General features: G+C 67.7%; 15 protein-coding genes. 1 reads left to right on the top strand and 14 read right to left on the bottom strand.

The genetic code is table 11. The features are described from left to right. Nucleotides 1-75 precede the first annotated feature (75 nt). The gene (locus LC438_RS07780; RefSeq protein WP_223586263.1) at nucleotides 76-1,479 is read right to left on the bottom strand and encodes a dipeptidase; all 1,404 of its coding nucleotides are present in this window, start codon (nucleotides 1,477-1,479) and stop codon (nucleotides 76-78) included. Nucleotides 1,480-1,525: 46 nt separating this feature from the next. On the opposite strand from LC438_RS07780, the gene LC438_RS07775 reads away from it, so the two are divergent. After that, nucleotides 1,526-2,095 carry a DUF3043 domain-containing protein gene (locus tag LC438_RS07775; protein ID WP_105676433.1) on the top strand — a complete coding sequence of 190 codons (570 nt, stop codon included), beginning with the start codon at nucleotides 1,526-1,528 and terminating at the stop codon, nucleotides 2,093-2,095. 9 nt (nucleotides 2,096-2,104) lie between these two features. Here LC438_RS07775 and LC438_RS07770 read toward each other — a convergent pair whose 3' ends face one another. The 13 genes from LC438_RS07770 to LC438_RS07710 all read right to left on the bottom strand — a co-directional run bounded on the left by LC438_RS07770 (nucleotide 2,105) and on the right by LC438_RS07710 (nucleotide 16,004). Further along, nucleotides 2,105-3,142 carry a quinone-dependent dihydroorotate dehydrogenase gene (locus tag LC438_RS07770; RefSeq protein ID WP_223586262.1) on the bottom strand — a complete coding sequence of 346 codons (1,038 nt, stop codon included), beginning with the start codon at nucleotides 3,140-3,142 and terminating at the stop codon, nucleotides 2,105-2,107. A 29-nt stretch (nucleotides 3,143-3,171) separates the two neighbouring features. Then, nucleotides 3,172-3,624 carry a transcriptional regulator NrdR gene (gene nrdR / locus LC438_RS07765; RefSeq protein WP_105676437.1) on the bottom strand — a complete coding sequence of 151 codons (453 nt, stop codon included), beginning with the start codon at nucleotides 3,622-3,624 and terminating at the stop codon, nucleotides 3,172-3,174. Nucleotides 3,625-3,633: 9 nt separating this feature from the next. After that, nucleotides 3,634-4,938, bottom strand: coding sequence for a histidinol dehydrogenase (gene hisD / locus LC438_RS07760; RefSeq protein WP_105676439.1), 1,305 nt, complete (start codon nucleotides 4,936-4,938; stop codon nucleotides 3,634-3,636). Nucleotides 4,939-4,940: 2 nt separating this feature from the next. Next, nucleotides 4,941-6,209: a hypothetical protein gene (locus LC438_RS07755; RefSeq protein ID WP_223586261.1), complete on the bottom strand. Its 1,269-nt coding sequence runs from the start codon at nucleotides 6,207-6,209 to the stop codon at nucleotides 4,941-4,943. 67 nt (nucleotides 6,210-6,276) lie between these two features. Continuing rightward, nucleotides 6,277-9,795 carry a DNA polymerase III subunit alpha gene (dnaE, locus tag LC438_RS07750; RefSeq protein WP_105676441.1) on the bottom strand — a complete coding sequence of 1,173 codons (3,519 nt, stop codon included), beginning with the start codon at nucleotides 9,793-9,795 and terminating at the stop codon, nucleotides 6,277-6,279. A 79-nt stretch (nucleotides 9,796-9,874) separates the two neighbouring features. After that, nucleotides 9,875-10,987 (bottom strand): hypothetical protein, encoded by a 1,113-nt coding sequence (locus LC438_RS07745; protein WP_105676443.1) that lies wholly within the window; start codon nucleotides 10,985-10,987, stop codon nucleotides 9,875-9,877. Next, the gene (locus LC438_RS07740; protein ID WP_105676444.1) at nucleotides 10,962-11,567 is read right to left on the bottom strand and encodes an RNA polymerase sigma factor; all 606 of its coding nucleotides are present in this window, start codon (nucleotides 11,565-11,567) and stop codon (nucleotides 10,962-10,964) included. Before LC438_RS07740 ends, LC438_RS07745 begins: the two co-directional genes overlap by 26 nt. A gap of 321 nt (nucleotides 11,568-11,888) precedes the next feature. Then, entirely contained in the window at nucleotides 11,889-12,986 is a 1,098-nt protein-coding gene (locus tag LC438_RS07735) for a hypothetical protein (protein ID WP_223586260.1), read from the bottom strand. Then, nucleotides 12,973-13,563, bottom strand: coding sequence for an RNA polymerase sigma factor (locus LC438_RS07730; RefSeq protein WP_105676448.1), 591 nt, complete (start codon nucleotides 13,561-13,563; stop codon nucleotides 12,973-12,975). Before LC438_RS07730 ends, LC438_RS07735 begins: the two co-directional genes overlap by 14 nt. A gap of 57 nt (nucleotides 13,564-13,620) precedes the next feature. Beyond that, nucleotides 13,621-14,193, bottom strand: coding sequence for a GNAT family N-acetyltransferase (locus LC438_RS07725; protein WP_105676449.1), 573 nt, complete (start codon nucleotides 14,191-14,193; stop codon nucleotides 13,621-13,623). A 34-nt stretch (nucleotides 14,194-14,227) separates the two neighbouring features. Continuing rightward, nucleotides 14,228-14,950, bottom strand: coding sequence for a hypothetical protein (locus LC438_RS07720; protein WP_223587496.1), 723 nt, complete (start codon nucleotides 14,948-14,950; stop codon nucleotides 14,228-14,230). Beyond that, complete coding sequence (locus LC438_RS07715; protein ID WP_219844629.1) at nucleotides 14,947-15,396, bottom strand: DUF6114 domain-containing protein; 450 nt, start codon at nucleotides 15,394-15,396, stop codon at nucleotides 14,947-14,949. Before LC438_RS07715 ends, LC438_RS07720 begins: the two co-directional genes overlap by 4 nt. Then, nucleotides 15,387-16,004, bottom strand: a complete 618-nt coding sequence (locus tag LC438_RS07710) for a DUF6230 family protein (RefSeq protein WP_223586259.1) — start codon at nucleotides 16,002-16,004, stop codon at nucleotides 15,387-15,389. The genes LC438_RS07715 and LC438_RS07710 overlap by 10 nt, the downstream gene beginning before the upstream one ends. Nucleotides 16,005-16,018: the final 14 nt, after the last annotated feature.

Genomic DNA, 16,018 nt, shown 5'->3' with positions numbered 1-16,018 from the left:
GTCGCTCCTTGTGACGGGCGCCGCTCGCACGGCAGGTGCTTCGATTTTACCCTCCGGCGTGTCCGGAGGGGCGGTTCAGAGGGTGATCTCGTTCATCCGCGACAGCATCAGCGCCTCGGTGGCGACCGCGTGGCGGAACGTGTCGAGGTGCAGGGACTCGTTGGGGCTGTGCGCGCGGGAGTGCGGGTCCTCGACCCCGGTGACCAGGATCTGCGCGGCGGGGAACTCCCGGACGAGATCGGCGATGAACGGGATCGAGCCTCCGACGCCGAGGTCGACGGGCGGAACGCCGTAGCCGTCGCGCATCGCGTCGCGGGTGAGCGAGACGGCCCAGCCGCTGGTGTCGACGAGGAATCCGTTGCCGAGATCGACGTCGGAGAAGGTCAGCTCTGCGCCGTACGGGGCGTGCGCACGGAGGTGCTCCTCGAGCGCACGGTAGGCCTCCTCGCCCGTCTGCCCGGGAGCCACGCGAGCGCTGATCACGACGGTGACCTCGGGGAGAAGGGTGTTGGATGCCGCGGCGACACTCGTCGCATCGATGCCGATCACCGTGACGGACGGCTTGTTCCAGATCCGGCTGAGGATGGTGCCTTCGCCGATCGGCGAGGTGCCGGGCAGGAGTCCTGCCTCATCGCGCAGCGTCCCCTCGGAGTACTCGGGCGTGTCGGCATTCCTGGAGGTCATCCCGCCGACGGCGACGGAGCCGTCCTCGTTCCAGAGCGTCGCGAGCAGGCGGACGGTCGCCATCATCGCGTCGGGCACCGCTCCCCCGAACATCCCGGAGTGCGATGCGTGGTCGAGCGTGCGGACGCGCATCGTGAAGCGGGCGTTGCCCCGGAGTGAGACCGTCAGTCCGGGGGTGACCGAGTCCCAGTTGCCCGAGTCCGCGACGACGATAGCGTCGGCCCGCAGGGCCTCCTTGTTGTCGGAGAGGAACTGCGCGAAGGAGCGGGAGCCGTACTCCTCCTCCCCCTCGATGAACATCGCGATGCCGAGCTCGAGGTCGTCTCCGAGCACCTCGGCGACCGCGCGGATCGATGCGATGTGCGCCATGATCCCTGCCTTGTCGTCCGCGGCGCCGCGACCGTAGAGCCGTCCGTCGCGGACGGTCGGCTCGAAAGGCGGAGTCTCCCACAGCGCGTCGTCCCCCGGGGGCTGCACGTCGTGGTGGGCGTAGAGCAGGATCGTCGGCTTGCCGCCGCGCGCCGCGCGCGTCGCGAGGACCGCGGGCTGCCCGTGCTCGTCCGTTCCCGGGATCGCCGCTCGGAGCACCCGCACCTCGTCGAAGACTCCGGTCGCCGTCGCCAGCGCCGCGACGGCGTCCGCGCTGCGCTCGAGCTGGGACTGGTCGAACGCCGGCCACGCCATTCCGGGGATGCGCACCAGGTGCCCGAGATCGCTGAGAGCCGCCGGGATGCCGGTGGCCACCGCGTCGAGGATCGTCGAGTCGTTATCACGGGGAGGAACGGGAGAGGTCATGCGAGTAATCTTAAGGTGATCCACCGCAAGCGAACCGAGGAACCTCGTGCCCAACAACCCCGCCTCCCCTTCGACGAACGACGACGCCCCCGAGACGCCTGCCGTCGGCAAGGGACGCGCGACGCCGACCCGCGCGGAGCAGGAGGCGGCTCGACGCCGCCCCCTCGTCGCGAACACCAAGGAGGCCAGGGCCGCTGCCCGCGCCGACCTCAACGAGCGCCGCAACCGCGCTCAGGCCGGGCTGGCCGCCGGCGAGGAGAAGTACCTCCCCGCTCGCGACAAGGGCCCTCAGCGCCGCTGGGTGCGCGACTACGTGGACGCCGGTTGGCACCCCGCTGAGTTCGTGATGGGCATCATGGTGCTGGTCATCGTCGCCTCGCTCATCCCCGTCACCGCCATCGCGTACTGGGCGTACCTCGTCATGATGGGGTACATCGTGCTCGCGATCGGCGGGATGGTCCTGCTCGGCATCCGCGTGAAGAGCAAGGCGGCGGCGAAGTTCGGCAAGGACCGCCTCGAGCGCGGTCTCGGCTGGTACGCCGCGATGCGATCGCTGCAGATGCGCTTCATGCGCCTGCCGAAGCCGCAGGTCAAGCGCGGCGACTACCCCGCCTGACCCGCCGGCTCAGCGGGCTCGACGCCGGAGGGCGATGAGCCCGCGGTTGATCTCGCGACCCCAGAAGGGCCCTCGGTAGAGGAACGCCGTGTAACCCTGAACCAGAGTCGCCCCGGCATCCAGACGCTCCTGCACGTCGGAGGGGGTCTCCACTCCCCCGACCGCGATCACGCAGAAGTCCTCGGGCACGGCATCGCGCACGAGCCGCAGCACCTGCAGCGACCGCTCCTTCAGCGGCGCTCCGGAGAGCCCGCCCGCACCGGCCGCCTCGACCACGGCGGCATCCGTCAGCAGTCCTTCACGGGAGATCGTCGTGTTGTGCGCGATGATCCCCGCGAGACCCTCGTCCACCGCGAGCTGCGCGATCGCCGTGATCTCGTCGTCGGGGAGGTCGGGGGCGATCTTCACCAGGAGAGGTGTGCTGCCTGATGCCGCTTTCACCGCGCGGAGCAGCGGCGCGAGGGTCTCGACCGCCTGAAGTCCGCGCAGGCCGGGGGTGTTCGGCGACGAGACGTTCACCGCGAGGTAGTCGGCGAGGGGGGCGAGACGCGTAGCCGATGCGACGTAGTCGGCGGTGGCGTTCTCCACCTCGACGACGCGGCTCTTGCCGATGTTCACGCCGATCACCGTGTCAGGCGCGCCGCGTCGCAGCGTCGCGAGTCGGCGAGCGGCGGCATCCGCTCCCTCGTTGTTGAATCCCATGCGGTTGATGACAGCTCGGTCGGCGATCAGACGGAACAGCCGCGGCTTCGGGTTGCCGTCCTGCGGGATCGCCGTGACGGTTCCGACCTCGACGTGTCCGAAGCCGAGCGCTGCCAGGCCGCGCACTCCCACCGCGTTCTTGTCGAAGCCGGCGGCGATCCCGAACGGCGAGGGGAAGGTCAGACCCAGCGCCTCGACCGAGAGCGACGGATCGGGCCGGGTGACCGCACGGGTCGCCCAGGAGAAGGGCGGTACGCCGAGCACGCGGATCACCGCCATGCCTGCGTGGTGGGCGAACTCGGGATCGAAGCGCGAGAGGACAGCGCGGAAGAGCAGCGGATACATCACTGCCAGATTACCGCGCGGCGCCGTGCCTACTCGGCGTGATCGGCCCGGAGGTCGCTGATTGCGCTCTCGAAGTCCTCGAGAGAGTCGAATGCCTGATAGACGCTCGCGAAGCGCAGATAGGCGACTTCGTCCAGATCACGGAGCGGACCGAGGATCGCCAGTCCGATCTCGTTCGCGTCGAGCTGGGACACTCCGGTCTGACGCACGGCCTCCTCGACGCGCTGCGCGAGGATCGCCAGGTCGGCTTCGGTCACGGGACGCCCCTGACACGCCTTGCGGACGCCGAGGATCACTTTGTCGCGACTGAACGGCTCCATCACACCCGAACGCTTGATCACGTTCAGGCTCGCCGTCTCGGTGGTCGTGAAGCGGCCGCCGCACTCGGGGCACTGACGACGACGACGGATGGAGAGTCCGTCATCGCTCGTGCGGGAGTCGATCACGCGCGAGTCTGGGTGACGGCAGAAGGGGCAATGCACCTGAAGATCCTACGCCGTGAACCTGGCCTCGATCGCCTCACCGTGCGCGGGGAGCACTTCGGTGTTCGCGAGCGCGACGACGCCCTCCCGCACGGCGCGGAGCGCGTCGCGATCGTAGGAGATCACCTGCTGCGGCCGAAGGAAGGTGTACGACCCGAGTCCAGGGGCGTAGCGCGCCTGCCCACCTGTCGGCAGGACGTGGTTGCTCCCGGCCATGTAGTCGCCGAGGCTCACGGGGGTCTGGTCGCCGACGAAGACGGCGCCGGCGCTGGTGAAGGCGGATGCTGCGTCCTCCGCGTCCTGCAGGTGCAACTCCAGGTGCTCCGGCGCATAGGCGTTGCTGAATGCGGTCGCCATGGCGCGGTCGTCGACGAGGACGATCGCCGACTGAGGGCCGTCCAGGGCCGCGGACACGCGCGCCGAGTGGCGCGTCCTGGCCGCGTGCTCCGAGACCTCCACCGCGACGCGCTCCGCGAGCTCGGGAGAGTCGGTGACGAACACGGCGGAGGCCTGCTCGTCGTGCTCCGCCTGGCTGACCAGATCGGCCGCGATCAGACGCGGATCCGCGGGCGCGTCCGCCACGACGAGGATCTCGGTCGCTCCGGCCTCGGAGTCGGTGCCCACCACACCCGCGACGGCGCGCTTGGCCGATGCGACGTAGTTGTTGCCGGGGCCCGAGACCACGTCCACGGGATCCAGGCCGATCCCCTGCACGCCGTGCGCGAAGGCGCCGATGGCGCCGGCGCCGCCCATCGCGTACACCTCGGTCACGCCGAGGAGACCGGCGGCGGCGAGGATCGTGGGGTGGATGCGGCCGCCCTGATCCTCCTGCGGAGGAGAGGCGAGTGCGATCTGCTCGACGCCGGCGACCTGCGCCGGAACCACGTTCATGATCACGCTGGACGGATAGACGGCCTTGCCGCCGGGGATGTAGACGCCGACGCGCTGCACCGGCTGCCAGCGCTGCGTGATGCGCGCACCGGGGCCGATCTCGGTGATCTGCGTCTGCGGCACCTGTGCGGCCGACGCGATCCGCACGCGACGGATCGCCTCCTCCAGCGCGGCGCGGACGTCTGCCGAGAGCACCTCGAGCGCCTCGGCGATGTGCGCGGCGGGGACGCGGATGTCGTGTCCGCTCACGCGGTCGAAGCGATCAGCCTGCTCGCGCAGCGCCTCCTCACCACGGTCGCGGACGTCGTCGACGATGCGTGCCGCCGTGTCCAGTGCCTCTGCCCGCGCCTGCGTGGCGCGAGGGACGGCGGCGAGCATGTCAGCCGGCGAGAGCTCGCGCCCCCGCAGATCGATCGTGCGCAATGTCAGCCCTTCGTGATGTCGGAGATGTCGTGCAGATAGCCGATGCGGCCGTCGTCATGTCGCACGACGAATGCGCCGCCGCGGTCTTCGATCACCAGCGCCCACGCGGTCGGGCCGATCGTGAAGATCACATCACCGCGCTCGTCGTGCACATCGCGCTCGCTCGGGGCGAGGACCCAGAACGGCTGCTGCGGCTCGACGGCGGCCTCCCGAGCGCTGTCGGCCGAGGACTCGCGGGGGTTCGTCGCCTCGACGTCCACGTCGGATGCCTCGGCATCCGCGTCACGCCCCGACCGTCGCGACGGCACCGGCTCGACGGCGATCGGCTCGACCGCGTCGGTGTCGGGGGTCACGAGCGCGACGATGCTGTCGGTGTCCGAGACGATCTCCTCGCCTCGCGACCGACGGGAGTAGACCGGGGTGTACTCCTCGTCTGCGGTCACCTGCTCCGTGCCGGTTCCCCCGCCCGAGGCGTGGGCCGCCAGCGGCACCTGTGCGGCCAGGTCGACACGGGCGATCTCGTCGGTCGCGTGCTGGCCGGAGAGCTCGACGTCGAGCTCGGCAGCGGGCGAGTAGGCGACGGTGACGGATTCCGACGGCGCGGGCTCGGCCTCAGCAGCCGCAGCGGGCTCCACGCCTGCCTCGGCGTCATCGACCGCGGCCGGCTCGGCCGCGACGACCGGTTCCGGTCGGGGGCGCGGGATGACGGGCCGGACGGGGTTGGCGTTGCGGTGCGCGAGCGTGACCAGCCGACCGTGGAAGTCGTCCTTCAGGCCGGGGATGATCGGCGCGAAGACGGTCAGCGCCACGAGTGCGAGGGAGAGGATGAGCTGCGCCCACGGCACCCAGACGACGGCGTCGAGTCCTGTCGCGATCACTGTCGCGAGGTACTCCCACAGCATCTGCACCCACCACACCGCGGCGACGGAGAAGGCCACTGAGGCGAACTGGTCGATCCCGAGGGATCCGACCCGGCGGATGCCGTCGGGCGAGAAGCGTCGGAGGACGATGAGGAACACCGCAGCAGTGGGGACGCCGATGGGGAGGATCCAGGCCACCCCCTGCGCCCACAGCGCCGGCGACCATCCCAGAGGGAAGAACGACAGCACGAACGTCACCAGCCAGACGCCCACGATGAGCAGCTCGCGCAGGGTGAATCCGAGGATGCCGTACTCCGGCGTCACGTCGTCGTCATACAGCACGCCGTCGTCGACGAATCCGCTGTCGGTGTCGAGGGTGTCGGATTCGGGAGTCTCCGGCAGATCGGTCATGGTGTTCCTTTCGTCACGGCGCGCGGCGAGGGGACCCGCGAGCCTAACGCGTCCCGATATTACCCGCTCACCCTAGACAGGAAGGTCCGAGCAGAGATTTGAGGTCACCGAAGAGGTCGGCCGACACCTTGACCGGCATCGGGACGTCGAACACCTTGGCGGTCCCCCCGCGGTGGACGCGGAGCACGACCTCCGTCTCGCCGTTGTGCCTGCGCAGCACTTCGGCGAGCTCGTTCATGACCCGCTCGGTCGCACGCTGTTCCGCGAGCACCAGGGCGAGCGGTCCTGCGGCGTCGAAGGAGCCGATGTCCGGAGCGAACGCCGACTGCGCATGGAGGTTCAGACCGTCGTCACGTCGAGACACGCGCCCCCGAACCGCGAGGATCGAGTCCTGCTGCAGGATGTGCTGGAACTCGGTGTAGGTCTTGCCCATGAACATCACGGTGACCTCGCCGTTGAAGTCCTCGACCGTGATCATGCCGTACGGATTGCCGCTGGCCTTGGCGACGCGGTGCTGGACGCTGGTCACCAGTCCTGCGACCGTGACCTGGTCTCCGTCCTGCATGTCCTCGGAGTTGTTGAGGTCGTGGATCGAGATCGAGGCGTGCTTGGCGAGCGGCACCTCGAGTCCGGCGAGGGGATGGTCGGAGACGTACAGACCGAGCATCTCGCGCTCGAACGCGAGCTTGTCCTTCTTGATCCACTCCGGACGATCGGGGACCTTCGCCGGCGGCGCCTCCTCCATCTCGTCGTAGAGGCTGTCGAAGTCGAATCCGATGGCGCCCTGTGCCTCGTTGCGCTTGCGGTCCACCGCGGCCTCGACGGCGTCTTCGTGGATCTCCATGAGCGCTCGTCGGGAGTCGCCCATCGAGTCGAAGGCTCCGGCCTTGATCAGGGACTCGACCGTGCGCTTGTTCGCGACGTGCAGAGGCACCTTGTCGAGGAAGTGGTGGAACGATGTGAACCGCTCGTCCTTGCGCGACTGGACGATGCCGTCGACGACGTTGCTGCCGACGTTGCGGACGGCGCCGAGCCCGAAGCGGATGTCGTCGCCGACGGCGGCGAAGAAGTTGATCGACTCCGAGACGTCGGGCGGGAGGACCTTGATGCCCATGCGACGGCACTCGTTGAGGTAGAGGGCCATCTTGTCCTTGGAGTCGCCGACGCTCGTGAGGAGCGCCGCCATGTACTCGGCGGGATAGTGCGCCTTGAGGTAGGCGGTCCAGTACGACACGACACCGTAGGCAGCCGAGTGCGCTTTGTTGAAGGCGTAATCGGAGAACGGGAGCAGAATCTCCCACAGCGCGTTGACCGCGGCATCCGAATAGCCGTTGGCATGCATGCCCGCCTGGAAGCCCTCGAACTGCTTGTCCAGCTCGGACTTCTTCTTCTTGCCCATCGCGCGACGGAGGATGTCTGCCTGACCGAGAGAGAAGCCCGCCACGCGCTGTGCGATGGCCATGACCTGCTCCTGGTAGATGATCAGACCGTAGGACTCCTCCAGGATGTCGGCGAGAGACTCTGTGAACTCCGGGTGGATCGGCGTGATCGGCTGCTGGCCGTTCTTGCGCAGCGCGTAGTTCGTGTGCGAGTTCGCACCCATGGGTCCCGGTCGGTACAGCGCGATGAGTGCCGAGATGTCTTCGAAGCTGTCGGGCTTCATGAGACGCATCAGCGCGCGCATGGGCCCGCCGTCGAGCTGGAACACGCCCAGCGAGTCGCCCTTGGCCAGCAGGTCGTATGCGCCCTGATCGTCGAGGGCGAGGTGTTCGAGGTCGAGCTCCTCACCACGGTTCATCCGGATGTTGTCGAGCGCATCCGAGATGATCGTGAGGTTGCGCAGACCGAGGAAGTCCATCTTGATGAGGCCGAGGGTCTCGCACGACGGGTAGTCGAACTGCGTGACGATCTGGCCGTCCTGCTCGCGGCGCATGATCGGGATGATGTCGAGCAGCGGCTCGGACGACATGATCACACCGGCCGCGTGCACACCCCACTGGCGCTTCAGGCCTTCGAGACCGAGGGCGCGGTCGAAGACCGTCTTCGCCTCGGGGTCGGTCTCGATGAGCGCGCGGAACTCGCTGGCCTCCTTGTAACGGGGGTGGGCCGAGTCGAACATGCCGTCGAGCGGCATGTCCTTGCCCATGACGGGCGGCGGCATCGCCTTGGTCAGCCGCTCCCCCATGCTGAACGGGAACCCGAGGACGCGTCCGGCATCCTTGAGCGCCTGCTTGGACTTGATGGTCCCGTAGGTGACGATCTGCGCGACGCGCTCAGACCCGTACTTCGCCGTGACGTAGTCGATGACCTCGCCACGACGACGGTCATCGAAGTCGACATCGAAGTCGGGCATCGAGACGCGATCGGGGTTGAGGAAACGCTCGAAGATGAGGCCGTGCTCGAGAGGGTCGAGGTCGGTGATCTTCATCGCGTAGGCGACCATCGATCCGGCACCGGAGCCACGCCCGGGTCCGACGCGGATGCCGTTGTCCTTCGCCCAGTTGATGAAGTCCGCGACGACGAGGAAGTAGCCGGGGAATCCCATCTGCAGGATGATGTCGGTCTCGTACTCGGCCTGCTTGCGCACCTTGTCGGGGATGCCGCCGGGGTAGCGGTACTGGAGGCCGTTCTCGACCTCCTTGATGAGCCAGCTGTCTTCCGTCTCCCCGTCGGGCACGGGGAAGCGCGGCATGAAGTTGGCCGAGGTGTTGAACTCGACCTCGCAGCGCTCGGCGATCAGCAGCGTGTTGTCGCACGCCTCCGGGTGATCGCGGAACATCTGGCGCATCTCGGCGGCGGTCTTGATGTAGTAGCCGTCACCGTCGAACTTGAAGCGGTTCGGGTCGTCGAGAGTGGAGCCGGACTGCACGCAGAGCAGAGCCGCATGCGCGTCGGCCTCGTGCTGGTGCGTGTAGTGAGAGTCGTTCGTGGCGACGAGAGGGATGCCGAGGTCTTTCGAGAGCCGCAGCAGGTCGGTCATGACCCTGCGCTCGATCGAGAGGCCGTGATCCATGATCTCGGCGAAGTAGTTCTCCTTGCCGAAGATGTCCTGGAATTCCGCCGCCGCCGCGCGCGCCGCGTCGTACTGCCCCAGGCGAAGGCGTGTCTGCACCTCGCCGGACGGGCATCCGGTCGTCGCGATGAGCCCCTTGCCGTAGGTCTGCAGCAGCTCGCGGTCCATTCGGGGCTTGAAGTAGTAGCCCTCCATGCTCGAGCGCGAGCTCAGCCGGAACAGGTTGTGCATGCCCTGGGTGCTCTGGCTCCACAGCGTCATGTGGGTGTAGGCGCCGGAGCCGGAGACGTCGTCGCTCTTCTGGTCGGGGGATCCCCACTGCACACGGGACTTGTCGCTGCGGTGCGTCCCGGGGGTCACGTAGGCTTCGAGGCCGATGATCGGCTTGACGCCCGCGGCCTGCGCCGCCCGGTAGAACTCGAACGCCGCGAAGGTGTTGCCGTGGTCGGTCACGGCGATGGCCGGCATGCCGTAGTCGGCGGCCGCCTGGGTCATCGCACCGATCTTCGCAGCGCCGTCCAGCATCGAGTATTCGCTGTGGACATGCAGGTGCACGAAGGAGTCGGATGCCATGCTTCGAGTCTACGGCGGAGCCCCGACACCGAAGGCCGGTGCCGGGGCCGAGCCGAGGCGGAGCCGGTACCCCATCGGGCTAATGCCGCGAGTCGACCACGCCCACCTCGAAGGTCCTCCGGATGTCCGGAACATCAGCAGGCGCCAGATCGACGGACGCGTCTCCGATGCGGTCGAACCGAGACGTGTACTCGACCGCCCATCCCGTCGCCATATCGATCGACAACGTCACCGCGCACGGATCGCTCATGTGAGTGAACCGGAAACGGTAAGTGACGACGCTGCCCACTGAGCCGATCTGCTCCGCCTCCCCTGTGAGCGGCAGCGCCTCGACGAAGGCGGCCCTGATGTCGGCAGGGGCGTAGTTGGTCGTGAGAACGTCGATGATGTTGCTCGCCGCCAGTTCCTCGGCCTCTTCCTCTGACGACCCGAAAGATACCGCCCTGTCATGGAACCATCGGACGAGAGCTGCTGGGTCGTTGGGATACTGATCATACGACTCGAGCGACCCGGTCAACGGGAGTATCTCTCCGCCGATCCCCCCGGTGTAGGTCCACTCTTCGACTCCGGCGCGGAAGGGGAGCATGGCATCCCAGGCCGCGCCGTCATCCGTGCTCTGTTCGCGAGAGAAGATGGTGACGCGTTCATTGGAGGGCCCGTACCTTCCGACCCACACCCCGCTACGGTCTCCCGGCATGTACAGGGTGTCGATGTTCCGGTACACGGCAGCCGACAGGGGAACGGACTGCGCTGGGCGGTAAGCCCACTCGTAGAACCACGACTGGCCTTGACTTCGGTAGAGGACGCGCTCGTCGGTCGTGACGACACGCAGGTACTGCCCCGCCTGCGGCGTGGTTCCGGGGAACGGCTCGGTCGCTGTCGTACCGGACGTCGGATCAGGGCGCGGAATGATCTCCCCCTGCGGTCGAGGAGAGATCGTCCCAGTCGGGACAGCCTCCACTCGGATTGTCGGCGCGCCGAGCTGGCTCACCACGATGAGGGTCGCCGTCACTGCGGCCACTCCCGCGACGAGCCCGGCGATCGGGAGGAGCAGCCGATGGCCGCTCCTCGTTCGTGCCGCTGCGCCTCCTTCGTCGATGCGCTGGACAAGCCGAGAACGTGCTCCTCGGATCTGATCCTTGGTGAGCGCAGTATCCGCGTTCACCTCACGCACTTGCTCCAACACGTCCATCGGTCTCTCCTTCCTTCTCGTTCATGACGCGAGTGCGAGCCCCGGCCCGGCCGGGGTCGAGTCGTCGACGTATGCTGTTCATCCGCGATCGGACAGTGCCGATGGGAACGCCGAGCGCGGCGGCGACCTCCTCATATGTGAGATCGCCCCACGCGTAGAGCAGCAGCGTGTCGCGGTCCTTCGCTGACAGCCGGGCGATCACGGGGGCGAGCACCCTCGTGGAGAGCTGGGCGTCGAGCCGCGCATTGGTCGCCTCGACATGTCCCGCCGACACATGCTCCTCGCGGCCCGCTGAGTGGATCGCCGACCGCAGATACCTCGCCTCCTGCGCCCTGTGCTTCCTGATCAGCCGGGACGCGATCCCGTACAACCAGGGAAGCGCCGAGTCCCAGGACGTGTCGAACGTGGCCCTCCTCGCGAAGGCGACGAGGAACGTCTCACTGAGGATGTCCTCACCTGCATCCGCGCCAAGACGCCGAGCGGCATAGCCGCCCAGCGTCCCGGCATGCCGGTCGAAGAGTTCAGCGAACGCCCGGGGCTGCCCGAGCGACCGCTGAATGATCTCGCTGTCTGTGCTCACACTATGTATTGCCTCAGAGAACCGAACCAGTTCGAAATCCGTCGCAGCGACGCTGGACGATCAGGGAAGACGCTCCACCACGTTCGCGGAGCACATGACCTCGACATCAGGGCCACTTCGGGGACCATCCCCTGGGTCGCCTGGGGTATCGAGGTGACCTTGATCGCGAGCCCCGTCGCCATCTCTATGGTCGAAGTCTGGCGGCTCACCGAGGATGCCGTACTTCCGCCTGCCGGGAGGTAGAACTCGAAGGTCACGGTGCGTCCTTTGAGTCCTGCGCAGCGAAGCGGATCCGCTCGCCGGCTCCGCTTCGATCTCGACTCAGGGTGCGTCGTCGACGACGGTGACCGTGCGCACAGTCACGTAGTCCGGCACGTCATCCGGCACGACTGCCCCGTTCGTCCCTTCGCCGAAGGTGACCGCATACCGAAGAACAAGGCCTGTGCGCGTGTCGATCTCGATCGCTTCGCGTCGCTCTTGCTCGGCATTGGTCAAGTAGCTCAGCGTGACGGCGTTGTCGTTCACACTGTCGATCCGCCCTCCCGGCACCATGCTGAGCGCGCGGAACATCGCGGAACGCAGATCCGCCGGAGCGGCGTTCAGCTGCAGCTCCTGGATGAATGAGTTCGCGATGAGGGCGTCCTCATCCATGCCATCGTGGGGCCCCAACCAGCTCCGCGTCCAATCGAGCAGCGCAACTGGATCCCGCGGCATCATCGGATAGGCCGCGATGTTGGCGTTCGAGGATCCGGACCCCCCAGGGGTGCGCTGCACCGACTCCTGCATCCATGAGACACCGTCAAGCCATCGCTCTGACTGTGCAGCCGCATCGGCGCCGAAGAGCTCGGTGACGGACATCTGTGCATGGAACACATCGACCCAGTCGTCTGTCACCGAGGCCGGGATGTACGAAGTGTAGGAGCTGTCGGCGACCCATCCAGCGGTCGCCTGCTCACGGGTTGCATTCACCGGCTCATCCGGCGACCAGAGAACGAGATGGCGCGTCTGGTGCTCGATCTTGAGATACTGCCCAGGACCGGCGACCGGGGACTCGTGCGCTGCGGAGGCGCTCGCTGCGCCCATGAGCACGCCCTTCACCGTCAGCGGCTGCGGGGTCGGCGACGATTCCGCAGGGGTCCGTGTAGGTTCCGCACTGTGTGCCGGCCGGTTCGTTGGATTCGCATGGCTCACGGGTTCCGGTGCCGACATCATGGACCCCAGGATCACACCGGCCGTCACGGCCGCGCCTCCGGCGACAAGTGATCCGGCGACAATCCACGGGCGGCGTGCCACTCGGGTTCTCGCGGGCCTTTGCTCCCCCCGTATCTCCGCCATGAGAAGCGAGCGCGCCGCGCTGAGGTTCTCGTCGGCGCCATCGATCTCCGGCTTGGTCTCCCGCACCTTCTCAAACACGTCCAACGGACTCTCCCTTCTGCTCCTGCTTCTCGAATGCGCGGATCCTGCGCTCGGGGTCCAGACGTCTGCGCACCCTGTTCAACCGCGAACGCACAGTGCCGACAGGGACGTCGAGTGCGACCGCGATCTCGTCGTAGCTCAACCCCTCCCACGCGTAGAGCAAGAGGGTCTCCCTATCTTTGGGGGCCAATGCGGCGATGCGCGTCTTGAGCGTCGCGACCTCCCGCTCGGCGTCGACGCGAGCCATCGCATCCTCCAACCCTCCAAGCGATGAGTGATCCTGCCGCGAGACGGATGCCGCGAACGACAGCCACTGCTTCGCCTCCACGGCACGATGCCTGCGGATCAGGCGGGACGCGATCCCCAGCAGCCACGGCGAGGCGGACTCGGCATCGACGTCGAAGTCGGCGCGCCTGCGGAACGCCACGAGGAACGTCTCGCTCAGCACGTCCTCCGCCGCTCCGCGGCCGACACGATAGGTCGCGAACGCGTTGATCGTACGCGCGTGCCGATCGAAGAGCTCTGCGAACGCCGCCGGCTGATGAAGAGATCGTTGGATGATCTCGCTGTCTGTGCTCACACTGTCTATTGTCTGAGCGTCTCCGATGAGTTCACGTTTTCTCCATTCACAGGAGATTCACCTCAGGTCGAGTCTCATCAGCACCCGTGGGTACCCGTCGAGCACCGACCCGGTCTCGGCGGCCTTCGTGAAACCCGCCTGTTCGAAGAGGCTCCTCGTGCCGACGTAGGCCATCGTCAGGTTCACCTTCTCGCCGTCGTTGTCGACCGGATACCCCTCGACGGCAGGGGCGCCTCTCTCGCGCGCGTAAGCGATCGCGCCCTGGATCAGGGCGTGCGAGACACCCTGCTTGCGGAACCCGGGACGCACCCGGAAGCACCACAGCGACCACACGTCGAGATCGTCGACCTGCGGGATGAGCCGATTGGTCGCGAAGCTCGTGTCCCGCCGCGGGTGGAGCGCGGCCCACCCCACCGGCTCCCCGTCGAGATAGGCGATGACCCCGGGCGGCGGATCCTGGTGGCACAGCCCGCGCACCCGTTCTGCGCGCTCGGGGCCGCGAAGGGAGACGTTCTCCTTGTTCCCGATCCGGTAGCTCAGGCAGAAGCACACGTTGGACGTCGGCTTCTTGGGGCCGACGAGCAGCGCCACATCGTCGAACTCGGTCGCCGGACGCACCTCGATGCTCATGCGCCCAGTCTCGCGCACGCCTCCGACATGCCTTCTACTTCGCCGCGACGATGCGCTGATCGGTGTTCGAGTAGGTGATCCGATCCGCGATGCTGCCCACGAGGCCCATGCTGACGTTCAGCAGCCCCGGCTCGACGTCGGTGAGCGGCGGTGGCGTGTCGGTGCCGAGCGTCAGCGGGGCGCCGCCCATCGACGAAGCGGTCACCGACCCGATGTAGACGGTGACGTCGCCCTGCAGGGACATGGTGTCGGCCGTCGTGACCAGGCCCGGTCCGTTCGGCGGCCGCACGGTGAGGGAGAAGCCCTCGATCGTGATGGAGTCGGCGGTGATCTTCAGCGCGCGGACGCTGCCTCCGCCGACCGTCGGCACGCTGACGATCGATATCCCCTTCAGCCCCGCGAACGAGAGGGAGCTCGACCCCATCGACGCGGGCGTGCCCGTGAACACCGGCGCGCCCTCGTCGATCGGCGCAGGCACGGGCTCGGACGGCTCCGGTGTCGCTGACGGATCGACGGGGGCCACCGGACCGACGGAGGGTGTCGGAACCGTGGGCGTCTCCGGGGCGGTGGGCGGCGCAGGATCCGTCGGGGACGGCGCCGAGGGTGTCGGGCTCGGCGAGGGTGTCGGGCAGTAGATCAGGGGGATGCAGAAGCCGGCGTCGCGGTACTGCGGCGCCGCCGCGGCGCCGAGGATCGACGGCATCACGACCAGGGACGCCACCAGCAGAGCGGCGAGGCTCAGGCGGCGGGAGGTCACGACGTCGTCACCTCGTCCGCTCCGTCCGGCGCCGCCGCGGATGTCGCCTTCGGTCCCATCCAGGCCACGACGAGGATTCCGCCGACCGTCGAGAGCAGCATGCCGATCAGGAAACCGCCGAGGTTCACCCCGATCAGCGAATAGATCGCGACGGCGAGGGCGATGACGCCGTAGAAGATGTGATGCGTCGGCATCGCGATGGCGAGGATGCCGAGCAGCAGCAGGAGCACAGGGATGATCGTGGCCTGCATGCCCTCGATGCCCATCTGCACGTGCAGGTGCCCGATGTCCAGCTGCCCGGAGAAGAACATCTCCACGCCGCCGAGCGCGACGAGCACCCCGCCGATGAAGGGGCGCCGCCTGCGCCAGGATCGGAATCCTCCGGGCTCGGCAGGAACCATTGCGGCTTCCTCATCGATCACGGCATCCGCTCCGTTCAGAAGCATCCCTGCGAACCGTCCGTGAGCTCGAGCGTCATCCCGGTCAGAGTGAACACGGACGCCTGGGTGCTCCATGCCGTCTGCTGCAGGTTCTTGATCGAGACCGTGTCGGAGTCCTGGGCGAAGTCGCCGGCGCTGCCCTTGGCCTCGGTGTTGACCGTGGAGGCGTCGACGCCGATCCTGATCTTGCCGAAGGAGGCATCGCCCTTGAGTCCGGTCATGCCGATCTGCAGATCGCTCGCGGTCGCCGGGTTGCCGCCGCCACCCGCTTTGATGAGCACTCCGACCGTGCCGAGGGGCGTCTCCGTGATGACGGACTGGCAGAGATCGCTCAGCGTCGCGCTCTTGATGTTCGCGATCGCGACCGTGTGCTCGACGCCCTCGGAGTCGGTCGCCACTCCCGCGTACTGCGAGAAGCCGGTGCCTTCGAGCTGGCTGGCGCCGATCTGGAACTGGCTTCCCGACACGGCGAACGACACGGGAACGGCGCCCTGCGCCACTCCCCCGAGCAGGGATGCCGCGACGATGCCGACGGGGACGGCGACGAGCGTGATCCGGCCGGCGTGAGATGCCGTGGCTTTCGACACCGCCTGAGAGAGCTTCGGGAACTTCATCGATCCTCCTCCTT

Origin of the sequence: Microbacterium sp. OVT16B, assembly GCF_019969705.1 — a bacterium.
Lineage (GTDB): Bacteria > Actinomycetota > Actinomycetes > Actinomycetales > Microbacteriaceae > Microbacterium > Microbacterium natoriense.
The sequence above is the reverse complement of the archived record's forward strand: the minus strand, read 5'-3'. Positions and strand labels throughout refer to the sequence as shown.

Coding starts and splice junctions, on each gene's coding strand:
- LC438_RS07780 (WP_223586263.1), bottom strand. CDS start 1,479: ATGACCTCTCCCGTTCCTCCCCGTGATAACGACTCGACGATCCTCGAC.
- LC438_RS07770 (WP_223586262.1), bottom strand. CDS start 3,142: ATGTATCCGCTGCTCTTCCGCGCTGTCCTCTCGCGCTTCGATCCCGAG.
- LC438_RS07755 (WP_223586261.1), bottom strand. CDS start 6,209: ATGACCGATCTGCCGGAGACTCCCGAATCCGACACCCTCGACACCGAC.
- dnaE (WP_105676441.1), bottom strand. CDS start 9,795: ATGGCATCCGACTCCTTCGTGCACCTGCATGTCCACAGCGAATACTCG.
- LC438_RS07745 (WP_105676443.1), bottom strand. CDS start 10,987: ATGGACGTGTTGGAGCAAGTGCGTGAGGTGAACGCGGATACTGCGCTC.
- LC438_RS07725 (WP_105676449.1), bottom strand. CDS start 14,193: ATGAGCATCGAGGTGCGTCCGGCGACCGAGTTCGACGATGTGGCGCTG.
- LC438_RS07715 (WP_219844629.1), bottom strand. CDS start 15,396: ATGCTTCTGAACGGAGCGGATGCCGTGATCGATGAGGAAGCCGCAATG.
- LC438_RS07710 (WP_223586259.1), bottom strand. CDS start 16,004: ATGAAGTTCCCGAAGCTCTCTCAGGCGGTGTCGAAAGCCACGGCATCT.